Genomic DNA, 19,094 nt, shown 5'->3' on the forward strand with positions numbered 1-19,094 from the left:
AGTGGTCACATTCAAACCAGTTTCCTATGACATACGCTAATAAATATCCATAAAATTGTTATGTCTATTCTAATAAAATGTAAAATAATAATGCGCTCAACAATAACTTTTAAACTCCTCGTCACGTTGGTCATGGTGTTTGGTTGTGTCCTTGCGATCTCGACTATCTATCAATATCAGCAACAAAAGCAACTCATCCACGACGTTCTCAGTCAACAGTTACACGATAAAGCCAGTAACTACTTTGATAGCCTGAATATGATGATGCTCACGGGCACCATGTCGCAAAAAGAGACACTGCGCGATAAAGCCTTAGCCCAAGATGGTATTGAACAAGTTCGTGTTCTACGAGCTCCCGCCGTCGATAAGCTCTATGGCCCGGGCAATCCAAACCAAACCGTACAAGATGATATCGATCAGCGCGCACTCAGCGGAGAACTGGTTATCGAACCGATCAGTGCTGACTGGGGCAACGGGCTGGTCGTCGCACTACCGATGAAATCGAGCCTTGATTACCGAGGCACCAACTGCGTTGGTTGCCATGCCGCACAAGAAGGCGAAGTACTGGGAGCCATACGCCTTGAATATAATATGAGCCACGTTAATTCTATGGTCAGCAAACAAGCGATATTCGCCATGGGCATTATGGCTTCTATCACCTTTATCGGCTTTCTCTTTACGATGGGGCTAACCCGAAAAATTCTTGTACGACCGTTACAAAAAACCTCACGCTTTATGCTGCAAGTTGCCGAATCCAAAAATCTACTCGAGCGGCTGCCAAGCAAACAAAATGATGAAATTGGTGTGTTGGCAAACTCGATTAACTCATTTATGGATACCGTCAGCGACAGCTTGCACAAAGTGCAGCAAACCAGCCACTCACTTGCAGATTCCGCAGGCCAACTGACCGATGTGGCTCAATCTACCGATGACGCAGCCAACAATCAGCAAACTGAAACCAATGATGTACAGAGCAACATCAATAACATGTTGACTCAGCAAGAGCAGACAGAACAAGCAACATTGGAGGCCTCGACATTAGTGAACCACACGGTGGATATCGTTACCCAAAGTGCAAGTAATGCACATAACGCCAGCGACGATATTAAGCTTTTAGTCGGTTCAATTGAGCAGGTAAAACAAAAGATCACAGCTCTGAATGATCAAACGACAGAAGTATCATCAATTCTTGAAGTCATTAGCGGCATTGCCGACCAAACCAATTTACTCGCCTTGAATGCCGCGATTGAGGCGGCGCGCGCAGGTGAGCAAGGCCGTGGCTTTGCTGTGGTTGCAGAAGAAGTTCGTAACCTTGCAGGTCGCACCGCAGAAGCCACTAGCAATATTGAAACCATCATCGATCAATTCCAGCAAGGCAGTCGTGAGTCTCTCATTTCAGTCGATAACGTATGCCAACAAGCCCATCAACGCTCGGAGGATGTAGAGTCTCTCTCTACCGCGATGCATAGCGTTGTGGATGAAATGCATCAAGTGCTTGACCATACGCAAAACATTGAGCAACAAGCTCAGACCACCTCCTCGGTTGGTCATCACATTCAAAGCAAAATCGACACCATCACCGCTCACGCCAATGGGACCTCTCAATTGGCATCACAGACTCGAGACATCAGTTTAGATCTGGAAAACCTCTCCGAACGCTTGGAGCAGTTGCTTAATCAATTCTCTTTAGAACAGAAGAAAAATAGCGGATCCCTGATGAGTAAATAGAGAGGTAATAACGGCGTTAAGTGCCATCACTGATATCGCAAGGTCAAGGGTAAGTGTTTTTAATCAAACAAAATGAGGAAAACACTTACCTTATCCGCCCCCTTTCGCAATCTACCCGAATAGCGACTTTACACGTTTATCCCAACTCGATTATCAGATAGTATTGCGCGCTGTTTTTCACGCGTTAAGGTTAGCGTTTTGCATACTATTGAGCAGTTACAATCAGGTAAATTACACGGCATCACTCGTCTGGAGTTAAAACTAGGGTTAACTGAGTTTCCACTCGAAATCATCGGACTGGCTGACAGCTTAGAAATCCTCGATTTGTCAGATAATCAATTACATGATTTGCCAGATTGCTTGGCTCAATTACACCAGCTTAAAATCCTATTTCTAACCAACAACTGCTTTGAAACCATTCCAAGCGTATTAGCTCAATGTCCTAAATTGGAAATGATCAGTTTCAAGTCGAATAAGTTGCAGCACATCCCTGCTGGCGCCCTACCCGACGATACCCGTTGGTTAATTTTAACTGACAACAAACTCACGCAACTGCCTGAAGATATGGGGCGTTTACATCGCCTGCAAAAGCTCGCATTGGCAGGAAACATGCTAAAGGAACTGCCAGCATCAATGGCAGATTGCCAAAGCTTGGAGTTGGCAAGATTATCAGCCAACGCGCTAACTGTGCTGCCAGATTGGTTGTTCCAATTACCAAAGCTGAGCTGGCTCGCAATTGATGGCAACCCACTAAGCAGCGAGCGATCAAACCTCAATAGCGCGAACACATCATCACTAGTAATGATTCCGCAGGTGGCATTGGCCGACATTGAATTACTCGAGGTCATCGGTCAAGGTGCGTCTGGTGTAATTTACCGCGCCAAGTGGCTTAAACAACCGACGGAACTGAGTGGCACTGATGCGTATATCGCAGTCAAGATTTTCAAAGGCGAGGTCACCAGTGATGGCTACCCACAAGATGAACTGCTCAACTGCTTACAAGCCGGTCATCACAGCAACTTAATCAAGGTCATCGCACAAATCAATCAAGCAGAAAAACTCGGTTTGGTGATGGAGTTGATCCCAAGAAACTTTGCCAACTTGGGGTTACCACCCTCGCTACAAACGTGCACTCGCGATACTTTCACACCGAACTCTCACCATAAGTTAAGTGTGATTGTGACGATGCTACAACAGATGGCTTCAGCGCTTGAGCATTTACACCATCAGCAAGTGAGTCATGGTGATATCTACGCCCACAACACCATGTTTAACAGCTCTGCTGAGATCCTTTTTGGTGATTTTGGTGCTGCAACCAATCTGGCTAAATTGCCTGCGCAGCATAGAGAGGCGATGCAAAATATTGAGGTACGAGCGCTGGGCTGTTTGATGGCTGATTTATTGACACAGTTAGAGCATACCAGCCAACCAAATCAAGACGTGTTAACTAAGTTGAGCGTACTCAGCGAAGATTGCCTGCAACACACCGTCAATCAGCGACCGACATTTGCAGCGATTAGTCATCAGCTACAACAACTTGCACCGCTCGCTTAGAGCTCGCCTTAGAGACCATCTCTACTCCATAGAGAGAAGCGCAGCGATACCGTTGCGCTGTTAAGTTGCGATGGCAAACCGACAAAGGCCTCCTTGTGTCGAGGGCATTGCTGGAGCGAGAAGCAGCACTTCTTGAACAATTTTCATCACCGCGCGAGACGGTACAATAAAATTAGTGCAATTATCTCTGTCAAAACGATAATAAAGGTTGAAGCGAACGATTTGACAGGTAATATGTCATTTCGATAAAAAAGTAATATCAACCTAATGTTTAGACGTTTTTTTGGTCAAAATAGCCTTTATTAACGCTCAATGACCTTAGGTTTAATTTTTACCTCAATGGAGATTATTTTAAACATGACTTACGCGCCTGTTAAAGACGTATTGAGCGGTAAGCTAGCAGTAGACAGTCAAGTAACTGTTCGCGGCTGGATCCGTTCACGTCGTGATTCCAAAGCTGGAATTTCATTCCTTGCCATCTATGACGGCTCTTGTTTCGACCCGATTCAGGCCGTGGTCCCAAATAATCTCAATAATTACAACGACGAAGTCCTTAAGCTAACGACTGGCTGTTCTGTTGAAGTTACGGGTACCATCGTTGCATCTCCTGCAGCAGGTCAAGCATTTGAACTTGCTGCAACAGAAGTAAAAGTGGTTGGTTGGGTTGAAGACGCAGAAACTTACCCGATGGCGAAAACTCGCCACTCGATTGAGTACCTACGTGAAGTTGCTCACCTACGCCCACGTACTAACGTGATCGGCGCAGTAGCACGTGTACGTAACTGCCTGTCGCAAGCGATCCACCGCTTCTACCACGAGCAAGGCTACTTCTGGGTTTCTGCACCACTGATCACTGCATCTGATGCAGAAGGTGCTGGTGAAATGTTCCGCGTATCAACGCTAGACATGGAAAACCTACCTCGCACAGACGCAGGTAAAGTAGATTACAACGAAGATTTCTTCGGCAAAGAAACGTTCCTAACCGTTTCTGGCCAGCTAAACGCTGAAGCTTACGCTTGTGCACTAAGCAAAGTTTACACCTTCGGTCCTACTTTCCGTGCTGAAAACTCAAACACCAGCCGCCACCTAGCGGAATTCTGGATGGTTGAGCCTGAAGTGGCTTTTGCGGATCTAAACGATGTGGCAAAACTGGCTGAAGACATGCTTAAGTTCGTATTCAAAGCTGTACTTGAAGAGTGCCGCGACGACCTTGAGTTCTTTGCATCTCGCATTGATAAAGAAGCGATTACTCGTCTAGAGCAATTCGTTTCTTCTGATTTCGCACAAGTTGATTACACTGACGCAATCCAAATCCTACTAGATTCTGGTAAGAAATTTGAATTTGACGTTGAGTGGGGCATCGACATGTCTTCTGAGCATGAACGATTCCTAGCTGAAGAGCACTTCAAAGCGCCAGTAATCGTGAAGAACTACCCGAAAGATATCAAAGCATTCTACATGCGTGCGAACGATGATGGTAAAACAGTTGCGGCGATGGACGTACTTGCACCAGGCATCGGTGAAATCATCGGTGGTTCTCAACGTGAAGAGCGTCTAGAGATCCTAGATGAGCGTATGCGTGAAGTAGGTATCGACCCAGAGCACATGAGCTGGTACCGCGATCTACGTAAATACGGCACAGTACCTCACGCAGGCTTCGGTCTTGGTTTTGAGCGTCTAGTGTCTTACGTAACAGGTATGGGCAACGTTCGTGACGTGATCCCATTCCCACGTACTCCACGTTCAGCTAACTTCTAATTTGAAGTAAGTAGAAACGCAAAAAAACCTCCGCATTGTCGGAGGTTTTTTTATATTGGCGCGAATCTTCTCTTGTTTACACACTGCAACACCTATTGGTCGCCTCCCCCTTCTAAAGAGCGATTCAATTCATACCGTTACCGCATCAAATAAGCAGATCTTTACTTAAAGATAAGCACCAAAGACTATCCCAAGCAGCGCGTCTCTCCGTTTTGGTACATACTCAATATTGACGACAAATAGAGAGGGAAGAGAATGAAGTTATTTACACTCAACGACCTGTCTTACAAAGGCGAACATCAGGGCGTTCACCGTTGGGATCATCCTCAAGGTGACAACCCTTACTATTGGCATCCTGAATGGCTTCACGTCGCAGAAGATGCCCTTGGATTGCACCCTAAGCAGCCAATTGATGTACCCGATGGAGAAAGTGCCTCACAACAACATGCCGAGAAAGCAATCCTCGACCACCTTAACGGCCGCTAACCCTGAACACTCTACGGGCTTAACTAAAAGTCGTTTAAGATCAAATCACAATGTTTAGTTGGGTTGATGCCAGCGCTAAACGATTGGCATCACATAAATATAATTCCAATCTGTTACATTTATAACGTTAAAGTGACAACCCTCAACTCATAGATGATGAGAGAAGATAATAATGACTAAGTACAACGAAAACGATATCGAATATAAAGGCGAAACCAATGGTGTTCACACTTGGACAACACCATTAGGTCAGCCTTACTACTGGCACCCTGATTGGCTGCACATTGCTGAAGATGCGACCGGGACTCATCCAAAAGCTGAGCTAGAAACCGCAGAGAACGAAACACCAACTGAAAAACACGCGCTAAAAGCCATTCTTAGCCATATCAATCACTGGGCGACAGAAAAAATGTCAAGCAACCCAGAGTTTGAAACTCATGCTCATGAATCACAAATCGATTTGAAAAAGTAGCCATACGAGCCGATTCAGCCTTTGAATCGGCTCGTTTTAATCAACGCTGCAACTTCTGGCAAACGTCCTCTAATCCCCTACTCACCCCGTTTTAATAAAAAATGGCGGCAAAACATCAATATCGGCAACGGGAAAATTGAGGCAAATCAAATTTGGTCCGATTTTATAAGGGCTCATCTTCACACGAATCCATCATTCAGCACTTCATTTAGCGCCATTTCGATATTAAGGAGTACCGCTAAGAGGCTGTTCTTATAATCATAATTGATAAAAACTCCGCCCATCGAACAAGGTTTAACAGCTAATCAATAAAATTTGTTGTTTCTAACGCTTTTGTGTTGTCACTCGTGCGTCATAAAGGTATAAATATTCAAGTTATTACAATTATCCCCTTCGATTAACATGGATGACAATTATGTTTGAAAAAGTAGTTGCTGCTCCGGCAGACCCGATTCTTGGCCTCACGGAAGAGTTTAAAAAGGATCCTCGCGCTGAAAAAATCAACCTCGGTGTTGGTATTTACAAAAATGAACAAGGTGAAACGCCTGTACTTGCAACCGTTAAAAAAGCGGAAGCAGCATTAGTTGAAACCGAGAAAACCAAGTCATACCTAACCATCGAAGGTACATCAGAATATGGCCTAGCGGTACAAAAGTTACTGTTTGGTGAAAATGCAGAAATCATTACTGATAAACGTGCTAAAACAGCCCAAGCACCAGGTGGTACAGGTGCGCTACGCGTTGCCGGTGAGTTTATTAAACGCCAACTTGGTGATGTAAAAGTATGGGTAAGTAACCCAACGTGGGCAAACCACATTGGTGTATTTACCGCTGCTGGCCTTGAAACTGCACAATACAGCTACTACAACGCAGAAACTAAAGAGAAAGATTTTGCGGCGATGGTTGCCGATCTTGAACAAGCAACTGCGGGCGATATTGTATTACTACACGGTTGCTGCCATAACCCAACCGGTATCGATCCAACAGCCGATGAATGGGAAACTCTGGCAAAAATCGTTGCAGAGAAAAAACTGCTACCATTATTCGATTTTGCGTACCAAGGTTTCGGCGCTGGCGTAGAAGACGATGCAGCGGGTCTACGTACTTTTGCGAAATACAATAAAGAGATTCTGATTGCGAGCTCGTTCTCTAAAAACTTCGGTTTGTACAACGAGCGCGTTGGCGCATTCACACTGGTTGGTGAGAATGAAGATGTTGCCGCTACCGCATTCTCTCAAGTTAAAGCTATCATCCGTTCTATCTACTCTAACCCACCAGCACACGGTGCGGCAGTAGTGACCTACATCCTAAATGATGCTGGTCTACGCGCTGAATGGGAAGCGGAAGTAAAAGAAATGCGTGATCGTATTCAAGAGATGCGCGAACTGTTTGTACAAACACTGAAGCAACAAGGTGTGGATGCAGACTTTAGCTTTATCGAGCGCCAAAACGGCATGTTCTCGTTTTCTGGCCTAAATAAAGATCAAGTTGCTCGTCTGAAAGATGAGTTCGCAATCTACATTGTTGGCTCTGGCCGTATCAGTGTTGCAGGCATGACAAAATCGAACATGCTGCCACTGTGCCAAGGCATTGCTGCTGTAATGTAATCAAGTAAACAGCCCAATCTAAAAAGCCAGCTTCCGCTGGCTTTTTTATTTCAAATTGACCACAGTTTAAGCCGCCCTTCAGTGAGGCACTAAAAAAATAGCTTCAACGCTACACCACCTTCATTGGTCGAACCCCGATCACTTTCTCGATGGCTATAAAATGCACCAGCGGTAAAACCTGAGTTGATCCGATAGTCAGCGCGTAGTGAATAGATATCCACATCTAATATGTCACTACGATTTAACTCGGCATCAGTTGCTAAGCGCCAACGCTGTGTAATGTTATAGATCAAACCAATTTCCAGGCCCCAAACAAACTCATTGCTGCTTTCGAGTTTTACATCGGTATCGTCATCGGTTAGCCGTGCCCATTGCATCCCCGCTTTCCCGCCGACAAGAAACTCCAATCCCGGCCCCGCATCTATACGAGCAGCAACACCAGGCAAGAGCGTGTAAATCTCCGTGGTGGTTTTCTCTGGGTGAATAAAGCGAGCGGAATAATCGAGTGTTGCTAACCAACGCTGATCAATAGGTAACTTACCACCGGTATTAATGGCGGTGATGTTGCTATTGCCACCGATGTCTTCATCTAACGAACCAGAAGCAAACTCAACATAACCATATCGATAATCCGATAGGCCTATTTGCCCAAAGCAGGAAAGAGAGATCGGCAACGTAATCGCAAAAACCAACCAAGTCACGAGGTGTTTTCTGAATGGATTCAGTTCCATCTGATCTCCTTATCCTTTATTCACTACCAGTGTTTATTTACGCATAAAAATAATCGTAGTAATCAAATCTAAAAACAACAAGTTAACAACCTGAAACTGTGGATTGGCGTGGAAAATTACCGCAATAAATGAGGGTAGCAGGCTCTAGGAATGGAACGAAATAGGAATAGAGTATTCGGAGCATTGTTCGTGAAAAGGTTTAAGGCCTATTGAATGACAACAAGCCTTAAACCTTTATAACGTAATCATCCATTCATCTTGTTGTAGATTTTGAATGTTTACTTGCGAACGCATTTTTAGCCGTTCAATTAACTCGGATTCCAACTCATAAGGCATAACCAACTTTAGTTCGTCTATTCCTTCTGATTTGGCGAGTTTTACCAGTGTATGGATATTTGACTCATCACTACGACTAGCAGAAAGCGACTTCATAGCCTGTTCCCATAATCTTTCTTCAGGACTACGAGATAGCTCGACAGTATCTTTCCACGCAATAGTAAATACTGGCGCGATGGTGCTCAATGCTTCAAGAAACGTCCATTTCTTACTGCACGAAGCGCCGAGAAAAGAGGTATAGTCAAACACCACACATGTCTTGCCTTGACGTTCCATATCATCCCCCGATATTGGCAACACAACACACTCAATATCGGCCAACTAAATACATATAGCAATAGGATATAGAACAATGGTCTTTTATACCCTTTTTGTGAGGCAAAATGGCATATAAAAACCAATCAAATAACAAAGTTTCCACAAGCAAGTGACATATAAAACCTGTTGCGCAATATTTGACTTACTAAAATAAATCATTACCTATTACACATGTTTCATCACTATTTTATATCGATGATGCGACTCGCCTTTTTATATTTCACTCGCCAACCTTGCCAACGTGGTAGCTCCCAGCGCTTGGGGTCGCCTTTACGCAAGCCATCACGATATAGCACCGTCACTAACTTGGCTGCTGGTTGGTACTCAACGTCCAAATTAAGATCGCCCAGTGCCAGTGTGAACGGAAACCGTTCGGCGAAATCATCGTATTGCCAATCGGGAATACCCTCAAAAACAAAATCTTCAGCGCAGAACAATTCAAGTTCATCGATATCGGTGAGGTCCAGTAGCTGCAATTGCTCGGTAAACCAACCTTCGAAAGTCACCTGATGATGCTCTTTTTGCTCAGCAAGACCTAACTCAACATACAAACGCCAAAGTAGTATTTGGCGGTGGCGCATCGGATAAAAGCCAGCGAGGAGATCTCCTGCAATGACGGCTTTTAGAATCGGCGTGATGGCCAACGCGCCCTGCGCCAGCTCTCGCTTAGTCGCAATCGTACGGCCGGCGTAAATTAGCCCCATTTCTATATAGGTTTGCTCTTGCCCCGCCTGATTTTGTTCAACGATGACCGCACCTTCTTGCCACTGACCAAGCCCAAGCGCTTGCAAAGCACTAAGCTCTAGCGGTAATACTTGAGTTGCCAGTGTCAGTGTTTGTTTAACCCCTCTACCGGGTAAACTGTGCGTATCTAACACGATAGCGGCTTCAGCTTGTTTGTTAAAACGACTTTCTCGTCCCAGTGTGACCTCAATAATCCCGTTTGCGAGCGCTTCTCTTCTTTTCTCACGACGAATAAAGACCAACTCCGGGTGTAAAACGGCGATAGCGTTGACCAGATCACCATGACGATATCGTGATGCGACTTCAAGTTGAGGCAGTTCAAAAACCTCACGCATCTGTGCTGCTAACGCTCTGGCGTCATTCAGTGCGTCATTACTTATTTCCAACGCCGAAAACGACTCACCTCGAATTAAGCCAATCGCAAGTTGCACATCACACCCTAACGGTTCTTGCTGGGCCAATTGCTCTTGTTGCTCTTCATTGCCAATAATGCGATAGAGTTTTGCCGGTGTCGCTAAAGCGGCTGTGTAATCGATCATTGCCTCTTTTAGCGCCTTCGAAGGCATACGAGTGACCAAATCTGCCAGCAGCGCATCAATCGGCAATGGGTACATCTTGCGTCCATGTTCAGTCGCATTTCCCTGCTCATCGATCGCCTGCATGTTTAGCAGCAATTGAGTCGCTTGGTGAAGCGTTTTTTCTGGCAACGGTTCGAGAAAATCTAATGAGGATAACGGCTGATGACAACAGGCGGCAGCAAGCATCGCCTCGGTCAACGCTTCGCGATGCATCTCTGGCGGTGTCACTAAAGCGAGCGCTGCATGCTCACCATAAAGGCGAACACAAACGCCATCCATAACACGCCCCGCCCGTCCACTTCGTTGTTTGGCGCTAGCTTGTGAAATGTGTTTTAAGCTCAACGTCGTGCGACCATTGCGCTGCTCGGTACGACGCTCTAAGCCGGAATCTATCACTAATGCAATATTAGGAATGGTTAATGAGGTTTCAGCCACATTAGTCGCTAATACCACTTTGGGTTGCGCTTGGATATTAAGGGCAACTTCACGCTGCTCATCGCTCACCGACGCATGTAAAGGCGCAACGATAATTCCCTCTAGGCTCTGCAACATTTGCGTACACTGAGTGATCTCTTTACGCCCAGGAAGAAAAACTAATACATCACCACGACAAGATTCTAAAGCGTGGAGTACTTCCTGTTTTACTCGTTGCTCCAACTGCCGGCTATCGGGCAGTTGACGCGACTCGCTGGCGCGATATTGCAAACTAACTTTAAAGTTACGTCCTTCTGCATGTAGGCGTTCGGCCCCCACATAGCTGGCCAATTTTGCCCCTTCAATGGTTGCTGAGGTCACCACCAGGCGATGCTTTTGATGTTTTTTTAGTAACGCAACTAATAGGTCTGTGTCCCAGCGACGTTCATGAAATTCATCGACAATAACAATATCGTAATCTGCTAACTGGTTTTCACTATACCAACGCAGCGCAACACCGGGAGTCACAAAGACGACTTCGCTCGTTTCATTAAAGCGAGTTTCTAGCTTTATCGCATAACCAATAGATTGTCCGACTGGCTCGTTACGTTGCTGTGCTAAGTATTGCGCGAGAGAAGTACAAGCGATTCGACGCGGCTCAATCACCAATACACGTCCTTGTTCTGAAGCCCAAACAGGTAAACGGGTTGATTTTCCAGAACCGGTTTCCGCTTCAACAATCAGATGATTTTTGGTGAGTTGTACGAGAAACTTTTCGCGTAAGGTGTCTATTGGTAATGAAGTCATAGCAAGATAATCTAGGAATTAACCCGATGATTATAACGACAATGAGAATAAGTGGGTATTAAGATCCCACTTCGAATCGTGTTTCTTGTCGACCATAGCAAGCCACGTTACAATACCTTACAGATTACCATGTTATGACTCTTAACTGGCATCGAACACACGCACAACTGTTCCTCGTACCCGATAATAGGTTCGCAATGTATAACGACAAACGTCCACTCTATATTCCTTTCGCAGGCCCTGCGCTTCTTAGTACTCCATTGCTTAATAAAGGCAGTGCGTTTAGCGCTCAAGAACGCATCTCCTTCAACTTAGAAGGTCTCCTGCCAGAGACGACTGAAACGATCCAAGAACAGGTGGAGCGTGCGTATCAACAATACCGCAGTTTCGAAAATGACATGGATAAGCACATTTACCTGCGTAATATTCAAGATACTAACGAAACGCTTTTCTATCGTTTAGTTCAGAACCACATTTCTGAAATGATGCCAATCATCTACACCCCAACGGTAGGTGCCGCCTGTGAGAACTTCTCCAATATCTACCGTCGTGGCCGTGGATTGTTTGTCTCTTACGCTAACCGCGATCGTATTGATGACATCTTAAACAATGCCTCAAACCACAACGTCAAAGTGATCGTAGTCACCGATGGTGAGCGTATTCTTGGTCTGGGTGACCAAGGTATCGGCGGCATGGGTATTCCTATCGGTAAGTTGGCTCTATACACCGCTTGTGGCGGTATCAGCCCTGCTTACACGCTACCTATCGTGCTTGATGTGGGTACCAATAACCCACAACGTCTAGCTGATCCTATGTACATGGGCTGGCGTCATCCACGCATCACTGGTGCAGATTACGATGCTTTCGTCGAAGAGTTCATCCAAGCAGTACAGCGTCGTTGGCCAGAAGCATTAGTTCAATTTGAAGATTTCGCTCAGAAGAACGCGATGCCTTTGCTTGAGCGATACAAAAACCGTATTTGTTGCTTCAATGATGATATTCAAGGCACTGCGGCGGTCACCGTAGGCTCACTGCTCGCCGCATGTAAGGCCGCTGGCAGCAAACTATCTGACCAACGCATCACCTTCTTAGGTGCAGGCTCCGCGGGTTGTGGTATTGCCGAAGCGATTATCGCGCAGATGGTCTCAGAAGGTATTTCTGATGCTCAAGCTCGCTCGCAAGTTTACATGGTTGACCGTTGGGGTCTGCTACAAGAAGGCATGCCAAATCTGTTGGACTTCCAACAACGCCTAGTTCAGCCAACTGAAAATACCGCTGAATGGCCAAACGAAGGCAATGGTTTCTCATTGCTTGACGTTATGGCAAATGCAAAACCAACCGTTCTGATTGGTGTATCTGGTGCGCCAGGTCTATTTAGCAAAGATGTGATCAAAGAAATGCACAAACATTGTGCACGTCCGATCGTATTCCCGCTATCAAACCCGACTAGCCGTGTTGAAGCGACACCGAATGACATTATTCGTTGGACCAATGGAGAAGCGCTTGTTGCAACAGGTAGCCCATTTGATCCAGTTGTACACGATGGCAAAACATACCCAATCGCGCAATGCAATAACAGCTACATCTTCCCGGGTATCGGTCTAGGTGTGCTTGCTGTCTCTGCACGTCGTGTTACCGACGAAATGCTGCAAGAGTCAAGCCGTGCACTTGCAACGTGTTCTCCACTGGCAATCAATGGCCAAGGTGCGCTGCTGCCACCACTAGAAGCAATTCACTCTGTATCGAAGAAAATTGCCTTCGCCGTAGGTAAGAAAGCCATTGAACAAGGCGTAGCTCAGGAAATCACTGACGAAGCACTAGAAGAAGCGATCGAAGCTTACTTCTGGCAGCCAGTTTACCGTCGCTACAAGCGTACTGCGTTCTAAACGCTATTTTAATTAACGTTAAATAGAAACAAAGCCCCTTTTAGGGGCTTTGAATTAAATTGATATGTTTGAATTTTTAGCCCCAGCCGGACAATACATCGCCTCTTATTTAAGTGAGATTGCTACGGCTCTGATTGCGTGTGCATTGGTGATGTTTGGTGGTGAAATCAATTCTAGCCTACGAAAATTACTCCGAAGTCAGAACTTTGCCATAAGAACGATTGTCTTCATCTTGATCAATGCGTTTGGTTACGGCTTAATCATCGTAAAAGCAACACCTTACCTTACCAAGACATTAGGCCAACTTCCGTATGGCACAATGTTTATTGTTGTCGTGACAAGTTTTATTGTCATCGGTCTTTGGGCTCAACGGAATAGACAGATTTAGTGCGTAAGATTTTTTATAACCTTTTGAATAAAATCCATTTACGATGGATAGTTAATGCTCTGAAGTTATCACTCATTTCAGTGGTACTGCTTGTGGTCGCTCTATTTGCCATTGACCGCTGGGTCAGCTATCAAACGCAAGACCAACTCTATTTTTCAGCCGATGAGGTTACCTCATACGATGTCGCGGTCGTTTTAGGTACTAGCAAATATTTAGGTAAAGTACTCAATGAGTATTACCTACATCGTATTAATGCTGCGATTGAACTTTATCAGCAAGATAAAGTGGATAATTTTCTTCTCAGTGGCGATAACGCCCATCGTTCATACAACGAACCTTGGACCATGAAACGCGACTTATTACGTGCAGAGATCCCTGAAGAGCGTATTTACCTTGATTACGCAGGGTTTCGTACTTTAGATTCCGTGGTTCGTGCTAAAGAGATATTTGATACCGACAATTTCTTGATCATTTCGCAACAATTCCACTGTGAACGCGCCTTGTTTATCGCTAATTATCACAATATCCAAGCGAAATGTTTGGCTGTGGCCGGCCCTTCTTCCCACTCAGGGTTTAAAGTGCGCTTTCGTGAAGTCTTTGCCCGGGTCAAAGCAGTACTTGATCTTTACATCACTGGAGAGAAACCTAAGTTTCTCGGCCCGAAAGAGCCTATTGTTACGATAGACGAGCAAGAGCAAGAGCAAGAGCAAGAGCAAGAGCAAGAGCAACCTTAAACTCTAACTAACGCATATCCAACACAAAAAAACGCCCCATCATTGGGGCGTTTTCATCATCTATGAGACAAAATCATCTATGAGAGAAAGTCGTGGCGAATAACTTAGCTTAAAACCCCATTCATTCTGTTCGTTATTGTTCCTGACTCTCGATTTCCACTCGGTTTCGACCACTTCGCTTAGCTCGATAAAGCATTTCATCCGCTCGCGTAAGCATATCAATCGCTGTTTCTTGACCTAACTCCGCAACACCGAGGCTCGCTGTCAATACTTCACCATGCATCCATTTATGCAGTTCGATTTTTTGTCTTAACCGTTCCGCCAAAATTGAAGCGTGGCGTAGTGTGCTGTTCGGACAAAAAACCACAAACTCTTCACCACCCCAGCGAACAAAACGATCACTAGCGCGCAACTCCGACATCACGACAATGGCAAATTCTCGCAGAATATCATCACCCATTTTGTGGCCATGAACATCATTAACTTGTTTGAAATAATCGATATCGAGATAGATTACAGTCAACTGCGTTTTGAGTTCACGTTCAGGGTAATACTCTTGTTCCAGCCAATTACGAATAGAATGACGATTCATCGCCCCAGTCAAAGCATCACGGTGCGCCAACTCAGCAAACTGGGTATTTTCTTCCCGCAATGAGCGGTTCAACAATTTTAGATGCTGGCGGCGTGCTTCTGATTCACTCAAAATACGTTGCTTGCGATGAATTTGCGTTGCACTAAATATCAGCGCTAATCCAACCCAAAGAAACAGCAGCATCAACATTAATATTTCGCCGTCAATATAATGACCGACAAATTCAATACTACGAATACGTAGTTGATACTTCCCGACGGGCGTTCCTGAGCCAGTGGCAAATTCAATTCGGTTGACGTTGTTAAATTCAGGTGCTGAATGCGCGATCGGAATTTGGTTATCCACTAACCACCAAGTTAATACTTGTAAACTTTTCAGTGGTACTTCCAGTACTTGAGAGTAGTCAGCTTGGCGGTAATCAAGGCCATTATATTTATGGGTATATTCGTTATCTGGTAGAGAATAGACTGGGTTGTAGTTGCGTAAGTAGACACGTAGGGCGGGGTTGGTATCACCATCAAGACGGATAAAGTCCACATCTAAACGTACGGTGTGATAATCAGAGAGATCATTTCCTCGCGTCGGGTCTTCGTTATCATACAAAATGGAGATACCACAGTATGGCCACTTATAATCCGCGCTAACTTTGAGTTCACAGTCAAGAATAACTTCATCACCTTCCCTGCTGATTGAACTGGTGGAGGCGCCTTTTTGTAACTGATCATTGGTTGCAAGATAGGTATATTGGCTTGGACTAACGCGATAAATTTTTTTCTCGCCATAAAGCCAATGTAACGTTACAACAAATATCGTAAAGATGAATAAGCCAAATATAAGTTTATGAATTGTTTTCAATTTCACATTCCAGCCAGACAAGCACACTAACGTTTGAATTAAATCTTATTTTTAAGAGCAAATTTACTTAACTCAGCAGACCAACACAACTAAAAATCAGTAAGTAGCACAATATTTATGAGGCAGCTCATACAACACGGCAGACGGATAACTTGTGAACCGTTGCCGGATGAAAATGTACAGTTAAACAAAAGGGTTCATATTTCTGTTAACATAGTCATGAAACGGATCGTCACCGATTCCACCCAATAAAAAAACATATAGAGCAAAGTCATGTCGTTAATCACAACCGGTACGCTAAAAAAAATGCGAGCCTCTCTCGAGCAAGAAGTTCACTACCATCTGCCTGTCGGTGATCAACTTGTTGATCTGAAACCTTTTCTAGGTAAGTCACTAACGCTAACTCACACGGGTAATATATTTTGTCAATCGTGTGGAAAAAAAACCAAGAAAAGCTACTCTCAAGGCCACTGTTTTGTCTGCATGAAGAAATTGGCAAGCTGCGATATGTGCATCATGAAGCCAGAAACCTGCCATTATGAGCAAGGCACTTGTCGTGAACCGCAGTGGGGCGAAGAAAACTGCATGGTTGACCATTACGTCTATCTTTCAAACACCTCAAGCTTGAAGGTCGGCATTACTCGCCACACGCAAATCCCCACTCGCTGGATCGATCAAGGCGCAACCCAAGGCCTACCGATTTTGAAAGTGAAAAGCCGCTATATCTCGGGCTTAGTCGAAATCGAGTTAGCAAAACATATCGCCGATAAAACCAATTGGCGTACATTGCTCAAAGAAGATGGCGCACCACTGCCGCTTGAAGAGAAATTTGCTCAGTTACTGCCATTGATTGAAGAAAAAATCGCTGAGATTAAACAACAATTTGGTGATGATGCGATTGAGATACTCAATGAGGCAATAACACCGATTGCTTACCCTGTTAACGAGCATCCAACTAAAATTGTTTCGCACAACTTTGATAAAAACCCAGTGGTCACCGGCACGTTAAAAGGCATCAAGGGCCAGTATTTAATCTTTGATACTGGTGTGATCAACGTACGTAAATTCACCTCATACGAAGTGGAAGTGAGTGACGAGGCTTAAACTAAGCCGTCCTCATGACATCACTCATAAAACACAGAAAGCCGCTAGACGCGGCTTTTTTATTGGAACATGACAACTGAGCATCACCGTAGTGATTAATGATCCGCGATTCAATCATCAACACAAAAATGCTCAAGCGCGTCAAACAAACGATCTACCTCCGCCTTCGTGTTGTAATGCATCATGCCAATTCGTACCACACCACCGCTTCTTTCTAGATCAAGTTGGCGCACCAAACCCAAAGCGTAAAAGTGGCCACTCCACAGGCATATATTTTGCTCGCCTAATGCTTTAGCGACATTCACCGGATCAATGCCCGCGAACGTCAGTGCAAAGGTTGGCGTGCGCAAATTGGCGTCCGCCACATCCCGCCCCCACAATGTGACCCCTTTCATTTTGCCTAAACGCAGCAGAAAATAGTCACTCAATTGAGTTTCATAGCGATTATAAATTTTAAAACTCTGCTCTAAACGCTCTCTGAGCGTCAGGCTCTCATCGGCCCATTGAGCGAGGAACTCAATCGTTGCCACCAGGCCAGCTAAGGCTTCAAAACTTTGTGTCCCGGTTTCAAAGCGTCCCGGCCCAAGATCTGTGGCAGGCTCAACTTTATAAGGCTGCAATACTTGCAACCATTTGGGGGCAATATAGGCAATACCGATATGCGGCCCACAAAACTTATAAGCGGAACAGACCAAAAAATCACACTCAAGTGCTTGAACATCAATAAGGTGATGCGGCGCGTAGTGCACGGCATCCACATACACCTGAGCACCTACCGCTTTCGCCGCTGCGATCACTGGTGCAATATCGACAATAGATCCTGTGGTATTAGACGCTAATGTAATCGCAATTAAACGTGTCTTTTCGTTAATCAATGACAGTAGGTGCTCAATATCAACGCTGCAATCTTCTGGATCGACTTTGGCCATAAAGACTTGAACAGACTTGTCTTCCGCAGCCTGCTGCCAAGTACTCACATTGGCATAGTGATCAAGGGCTGTGACAATCACCTCATCTCCCGCTTGCCAATTGCGGCTAATCGCCCGGCTCAAAGAAAAAGTCAGAGAAGTCATATTGGCACCAAATACGATTGAATCGGCGCTGGGCGCATTCAACAACGCTTGGCAACTACTACGCGCGTCACTAAGCAATTGATTGGTTTTGTGGCTAGTAAAATAATGTCCACCCAAATTGGCATTGGAGTAGCCTAGATAAGCGCTCATTGCATCGAGCACCGACATCGGCACTTGTGCCCCACCCGGGCCATCAAAAAAACTGACGGTTTGATTATTATGCCGCTGATGCAAAGCGCTAAATTGTGCTCGTACACGCTCAGGAGTGAAGCTCATCAACACCATCCTTAGCCGTCAAAACAAACACATCCATGTGACCTTCATTATGATGGTCAATCGCTCGAATAGGACAAGCGTTATGCCATAATTTGCTGTCTGCTAACAACGCCACTTCACCATTTTCCAGTACTTTCCTAAAAAATGGCGCTTCATGATTATCGTTATATAGCATTATTTCTCCGCCCACGATGTTATGGCGGTCAATACCAATAAGGGCAATATGATCAAAGCCATCTTGGTGCACACCTTCCGGTGCAACTTGTGTTTCATCAAAGATAGCCGTCACACGTATCTGATGGATTTCAATCTCTTGCCCATTTGCAAGTTCATTGCTTTCGACAAACAAGGCGCACATTTCTTGCATTCCTTGGCTGGTTAGCGTTGCATCAAGCAAAGGCTCAAATTGACGCACAATATCACCTTGAAAATGATTAATATCTTCAGATTGCACGAAGGCGTTTTTGTCCGTCGCAATCACCTTACCATCAACAAAGCGGATCACAGAATAACGACGTAAACGATATTGCCCATCTGCATGCTTAGTATGTGGCAACGTGCCAAATGAAGGGGAAAGTTGGCGAATCGCATTGCGGCTCAGTTGAGTCAGCTGCAGCGTATTCTCATGATTATGTATCATCATCGACTCCTTAA

The 19,094-nt window shown here is 45.0% G+C and carries 16 protein-coding genes; 10 read left to right on the forward strand and 6 right to left on the reverse strand.

The features are described from left to right. Nucleotides 1–90: 90 nt before the first annotated feature. From RH86_RS14845 to RH86_RS14870, 6 genes are all read left to right on the forward strand, one after another. Nucleotides 91–1,728, forward strand: coding sequence for a methyl-accepting chemotaxis protein (locus RH86_RS14845; protein WP_009386919.1), 1,638 nt, complete (start codon nt 91–93; stop codon nt 1,726–1,728). 198 nt (nt 1,729–1,926) lie between these two features. After that, a complete protein-coding gene (locus tag RH86_RS14850; protein WP_009386920.1) occupies nt 1,927–3,282 on the forward strand; it encodes a leucine-rich repeat-containing protein kinase family protein in 1,356 nt (451 codons plus the stop codon). A gap of 357 nt (nt 3,283–3,639) precedes the next feature. Beyond that, nucleotides 3,640–5,040 carry an asparagine--tRNA ligase gene (gene asnS / locus RH86_RS14855; RefSeq protein ID WP_005598750.1) on the forward strand — a complete coding sequence of 467 codons (1,401 nt, stop codon included), beginning with the start codon at nt 3,640–3,642 and terminating at the stop codon, nt 5,038–5,040. A 255-nt stretch (nt 5,041–5,295) separates the two neighbouring features. Beyond that, nucleotides 5,296–5,526, forward strand: coding sequence for a hypothetical protein (locus RH86_RS14860; protein ID WP_009386922.1), 231 nt, complete (start codon nt 5,296–5,298; stop codon nt 5,524–5,526). A gap of 172 nt (nt 5,527–5,698) precedes the next feature. After that, a complete protein-coding gene (locus RH86_RS14865; RefSeq protein ID WP_005596593.1) occupies nt 5,699–5,998 on the forward strand; it encodes a hypothetical protein in 300 nt (99 codons plus the stop codon). Between the two features lie 415 nt (nt 5,999–6,413). Next, on the forward strand, nt 6,414–7,604 hold the full coding sequence (locus RH86_RS14870) for an amino acid aminotransferase (RefSeq protein ID WP_009386923.1): 1,191 nt from the start codon (nt 6,414–6,416) through the stop codon (nt 7,602–7,604). Between the two features lie 89 nt (nt 7,605–7,693). On the opposite strand, the gene RH86_RS14875 is transcribed toward RH86_RS14870, so the two are convergent. The 3 genes from RH86_RS14875 to RH86_RS14885 form a co-directional block, all read right to left on the reverse strand. Beyond that, entirely contained in the window at nt 7,694–8,335 is a 642-nt protein-coding gene (locus RH86_RS14875; RefSeq protein WP_009386924.1) for an outer membrane beta-barrel protein, read from the reverse strand. Nucleotides 8,336–8,569: 234 nt separating this feature from the next. Beyond that, entirely contained in the window at nt 8,570–8,947 is a 378-nt protein-coding gene (locus tag RH86_RS14880; protein ID WP_009386925.1) for a hypothetical protein, read from the reverse strand. A 224-nt stretch (nt 8,948–9,171) separates the two neighbouring features. Further along, nucleotides 9,172–11,532: a helicase-related protein gene (locus RH86_RS14885; RefSeq protein WP_009386926.1), complete on the reverse strand. Its 2,361-nt coding sequence runs from the start codon at nt 11,530–11,532 to the stop codon at nt 9,172–9,174. A gap of 197 nt (nt 11,533–11,729) precedes the next feature. Between RH86_RS14885 and RH86_RS14890 the strand changes: the two genes are divergently transcribed. The 3 genes from RH86_RS14890 to RH86_RS14900 all read left to right on the forward strand — a co-directional run bounded on the left by RH86_RS14890 (nt 11,730) and on the right by RH86_RS14900 (nt 14,540). Further along, entirely contained in the window at nt 11,730–13,418 is a 1,689-nt protein-coding gene (locus RH86_RS14890; RefSeq protein WP_005596584.1) for an NAD-dependent malic enzyme, read from the forward strand. 64 nt (nt 13,419–13,482) lie between these two features. Continuing rightward, on the forward strand, nt 13,483–13,806 hold the full coding sequence (locus tag RH86_RS14895; protein ID WP_009386927.1) for a DUF3392 domain-containing protein: 324 nt from the start codon (nt 13,483–13,485) through the stop codon (nt 13,804–13,806). Next, entirely contained in the window at nt 13,806–14,540 is a 735-nt protein-coding gene (locus RH86_RS14900) for a vancomycin high temperature exclusion protein (RefSeq protein WP_009386928.1), read from the forward strand. The genes RH86_RS14895 and RH86_RS14900 overlap by 1 nt, the downstream gene beginning before the upstream one ends. A gap of 133 nt (nt 14,541–14,673) precedes the next feature. Here RH86_RS14900 and RH86_RS14905 read toward each other — a convergent pair whose 3' ends face one another. Then, on the reverse strand, nt 14,674–15,987 hold the full coding sequence (locus RH86_RS14905) for a GGDEF domain-containing protein (protein ID WP_009386929.1): 1,314 nt from the start codon (nt 15,985–15,987) through the stop codon (nt 14,674–14,676). A gap of 273 nt (nt 15,988–16,260) precedes the next feature. Between RH86_RS14905 and RH86_RS14910 the strand changes: the two genes are divergently transcribed. After that, complete coding sequence (locus RH86_RS14910) at nt 16,261–17,091, forward strand: DUF2797 domain-containing protein (protein WP_009386930.1); 831 nt, start codon at nt 16,261–16,263, stop codon at nt 17,089–17,091. 110 nt (nt 17,092–17,201) lie between these two features. Here RH86_RS14910 and RH86_RS14915 read toward each other — a convergent pair whose 3' ends face one another. Then, nucleotides 17,202–18,440, reverse strand: a complete 1,239-nt coding sequence (locus RH86_RS14915; protein ID WP_009386931.1) for a cysteine desulfurase-like protein — start codon at nt 18,438–18,440, stop codon at nt 17,202–17,204. Next, complete coding sequence (locus RH86_RS14920; protein ID WP_009386932.1) at nt 18,424–19,080, reverse strand: 2OG-Fe dioxygenase family protein; 657 nt, start codon at nt 19,078–19,080, stop codon at nt 18,424–18,426. Before RH86_RS14920 ends, RH86_RS14915 begins: the two co-directional genes overlap by 17 nt. Between the last annotated feature and the right edge of the window lie 14 nt (nt 19,081–19,094).

It is taken from the genome of Vibrio sp. N418, assembly GCF_000222565.1.
GTDB classification, from domain to species: Bacteria; Pseudomonadota; Gammaproteobacteria; order Enterobacterales; family Vibrionaceae; genus Vibrio; species Vibrio scophthalmi.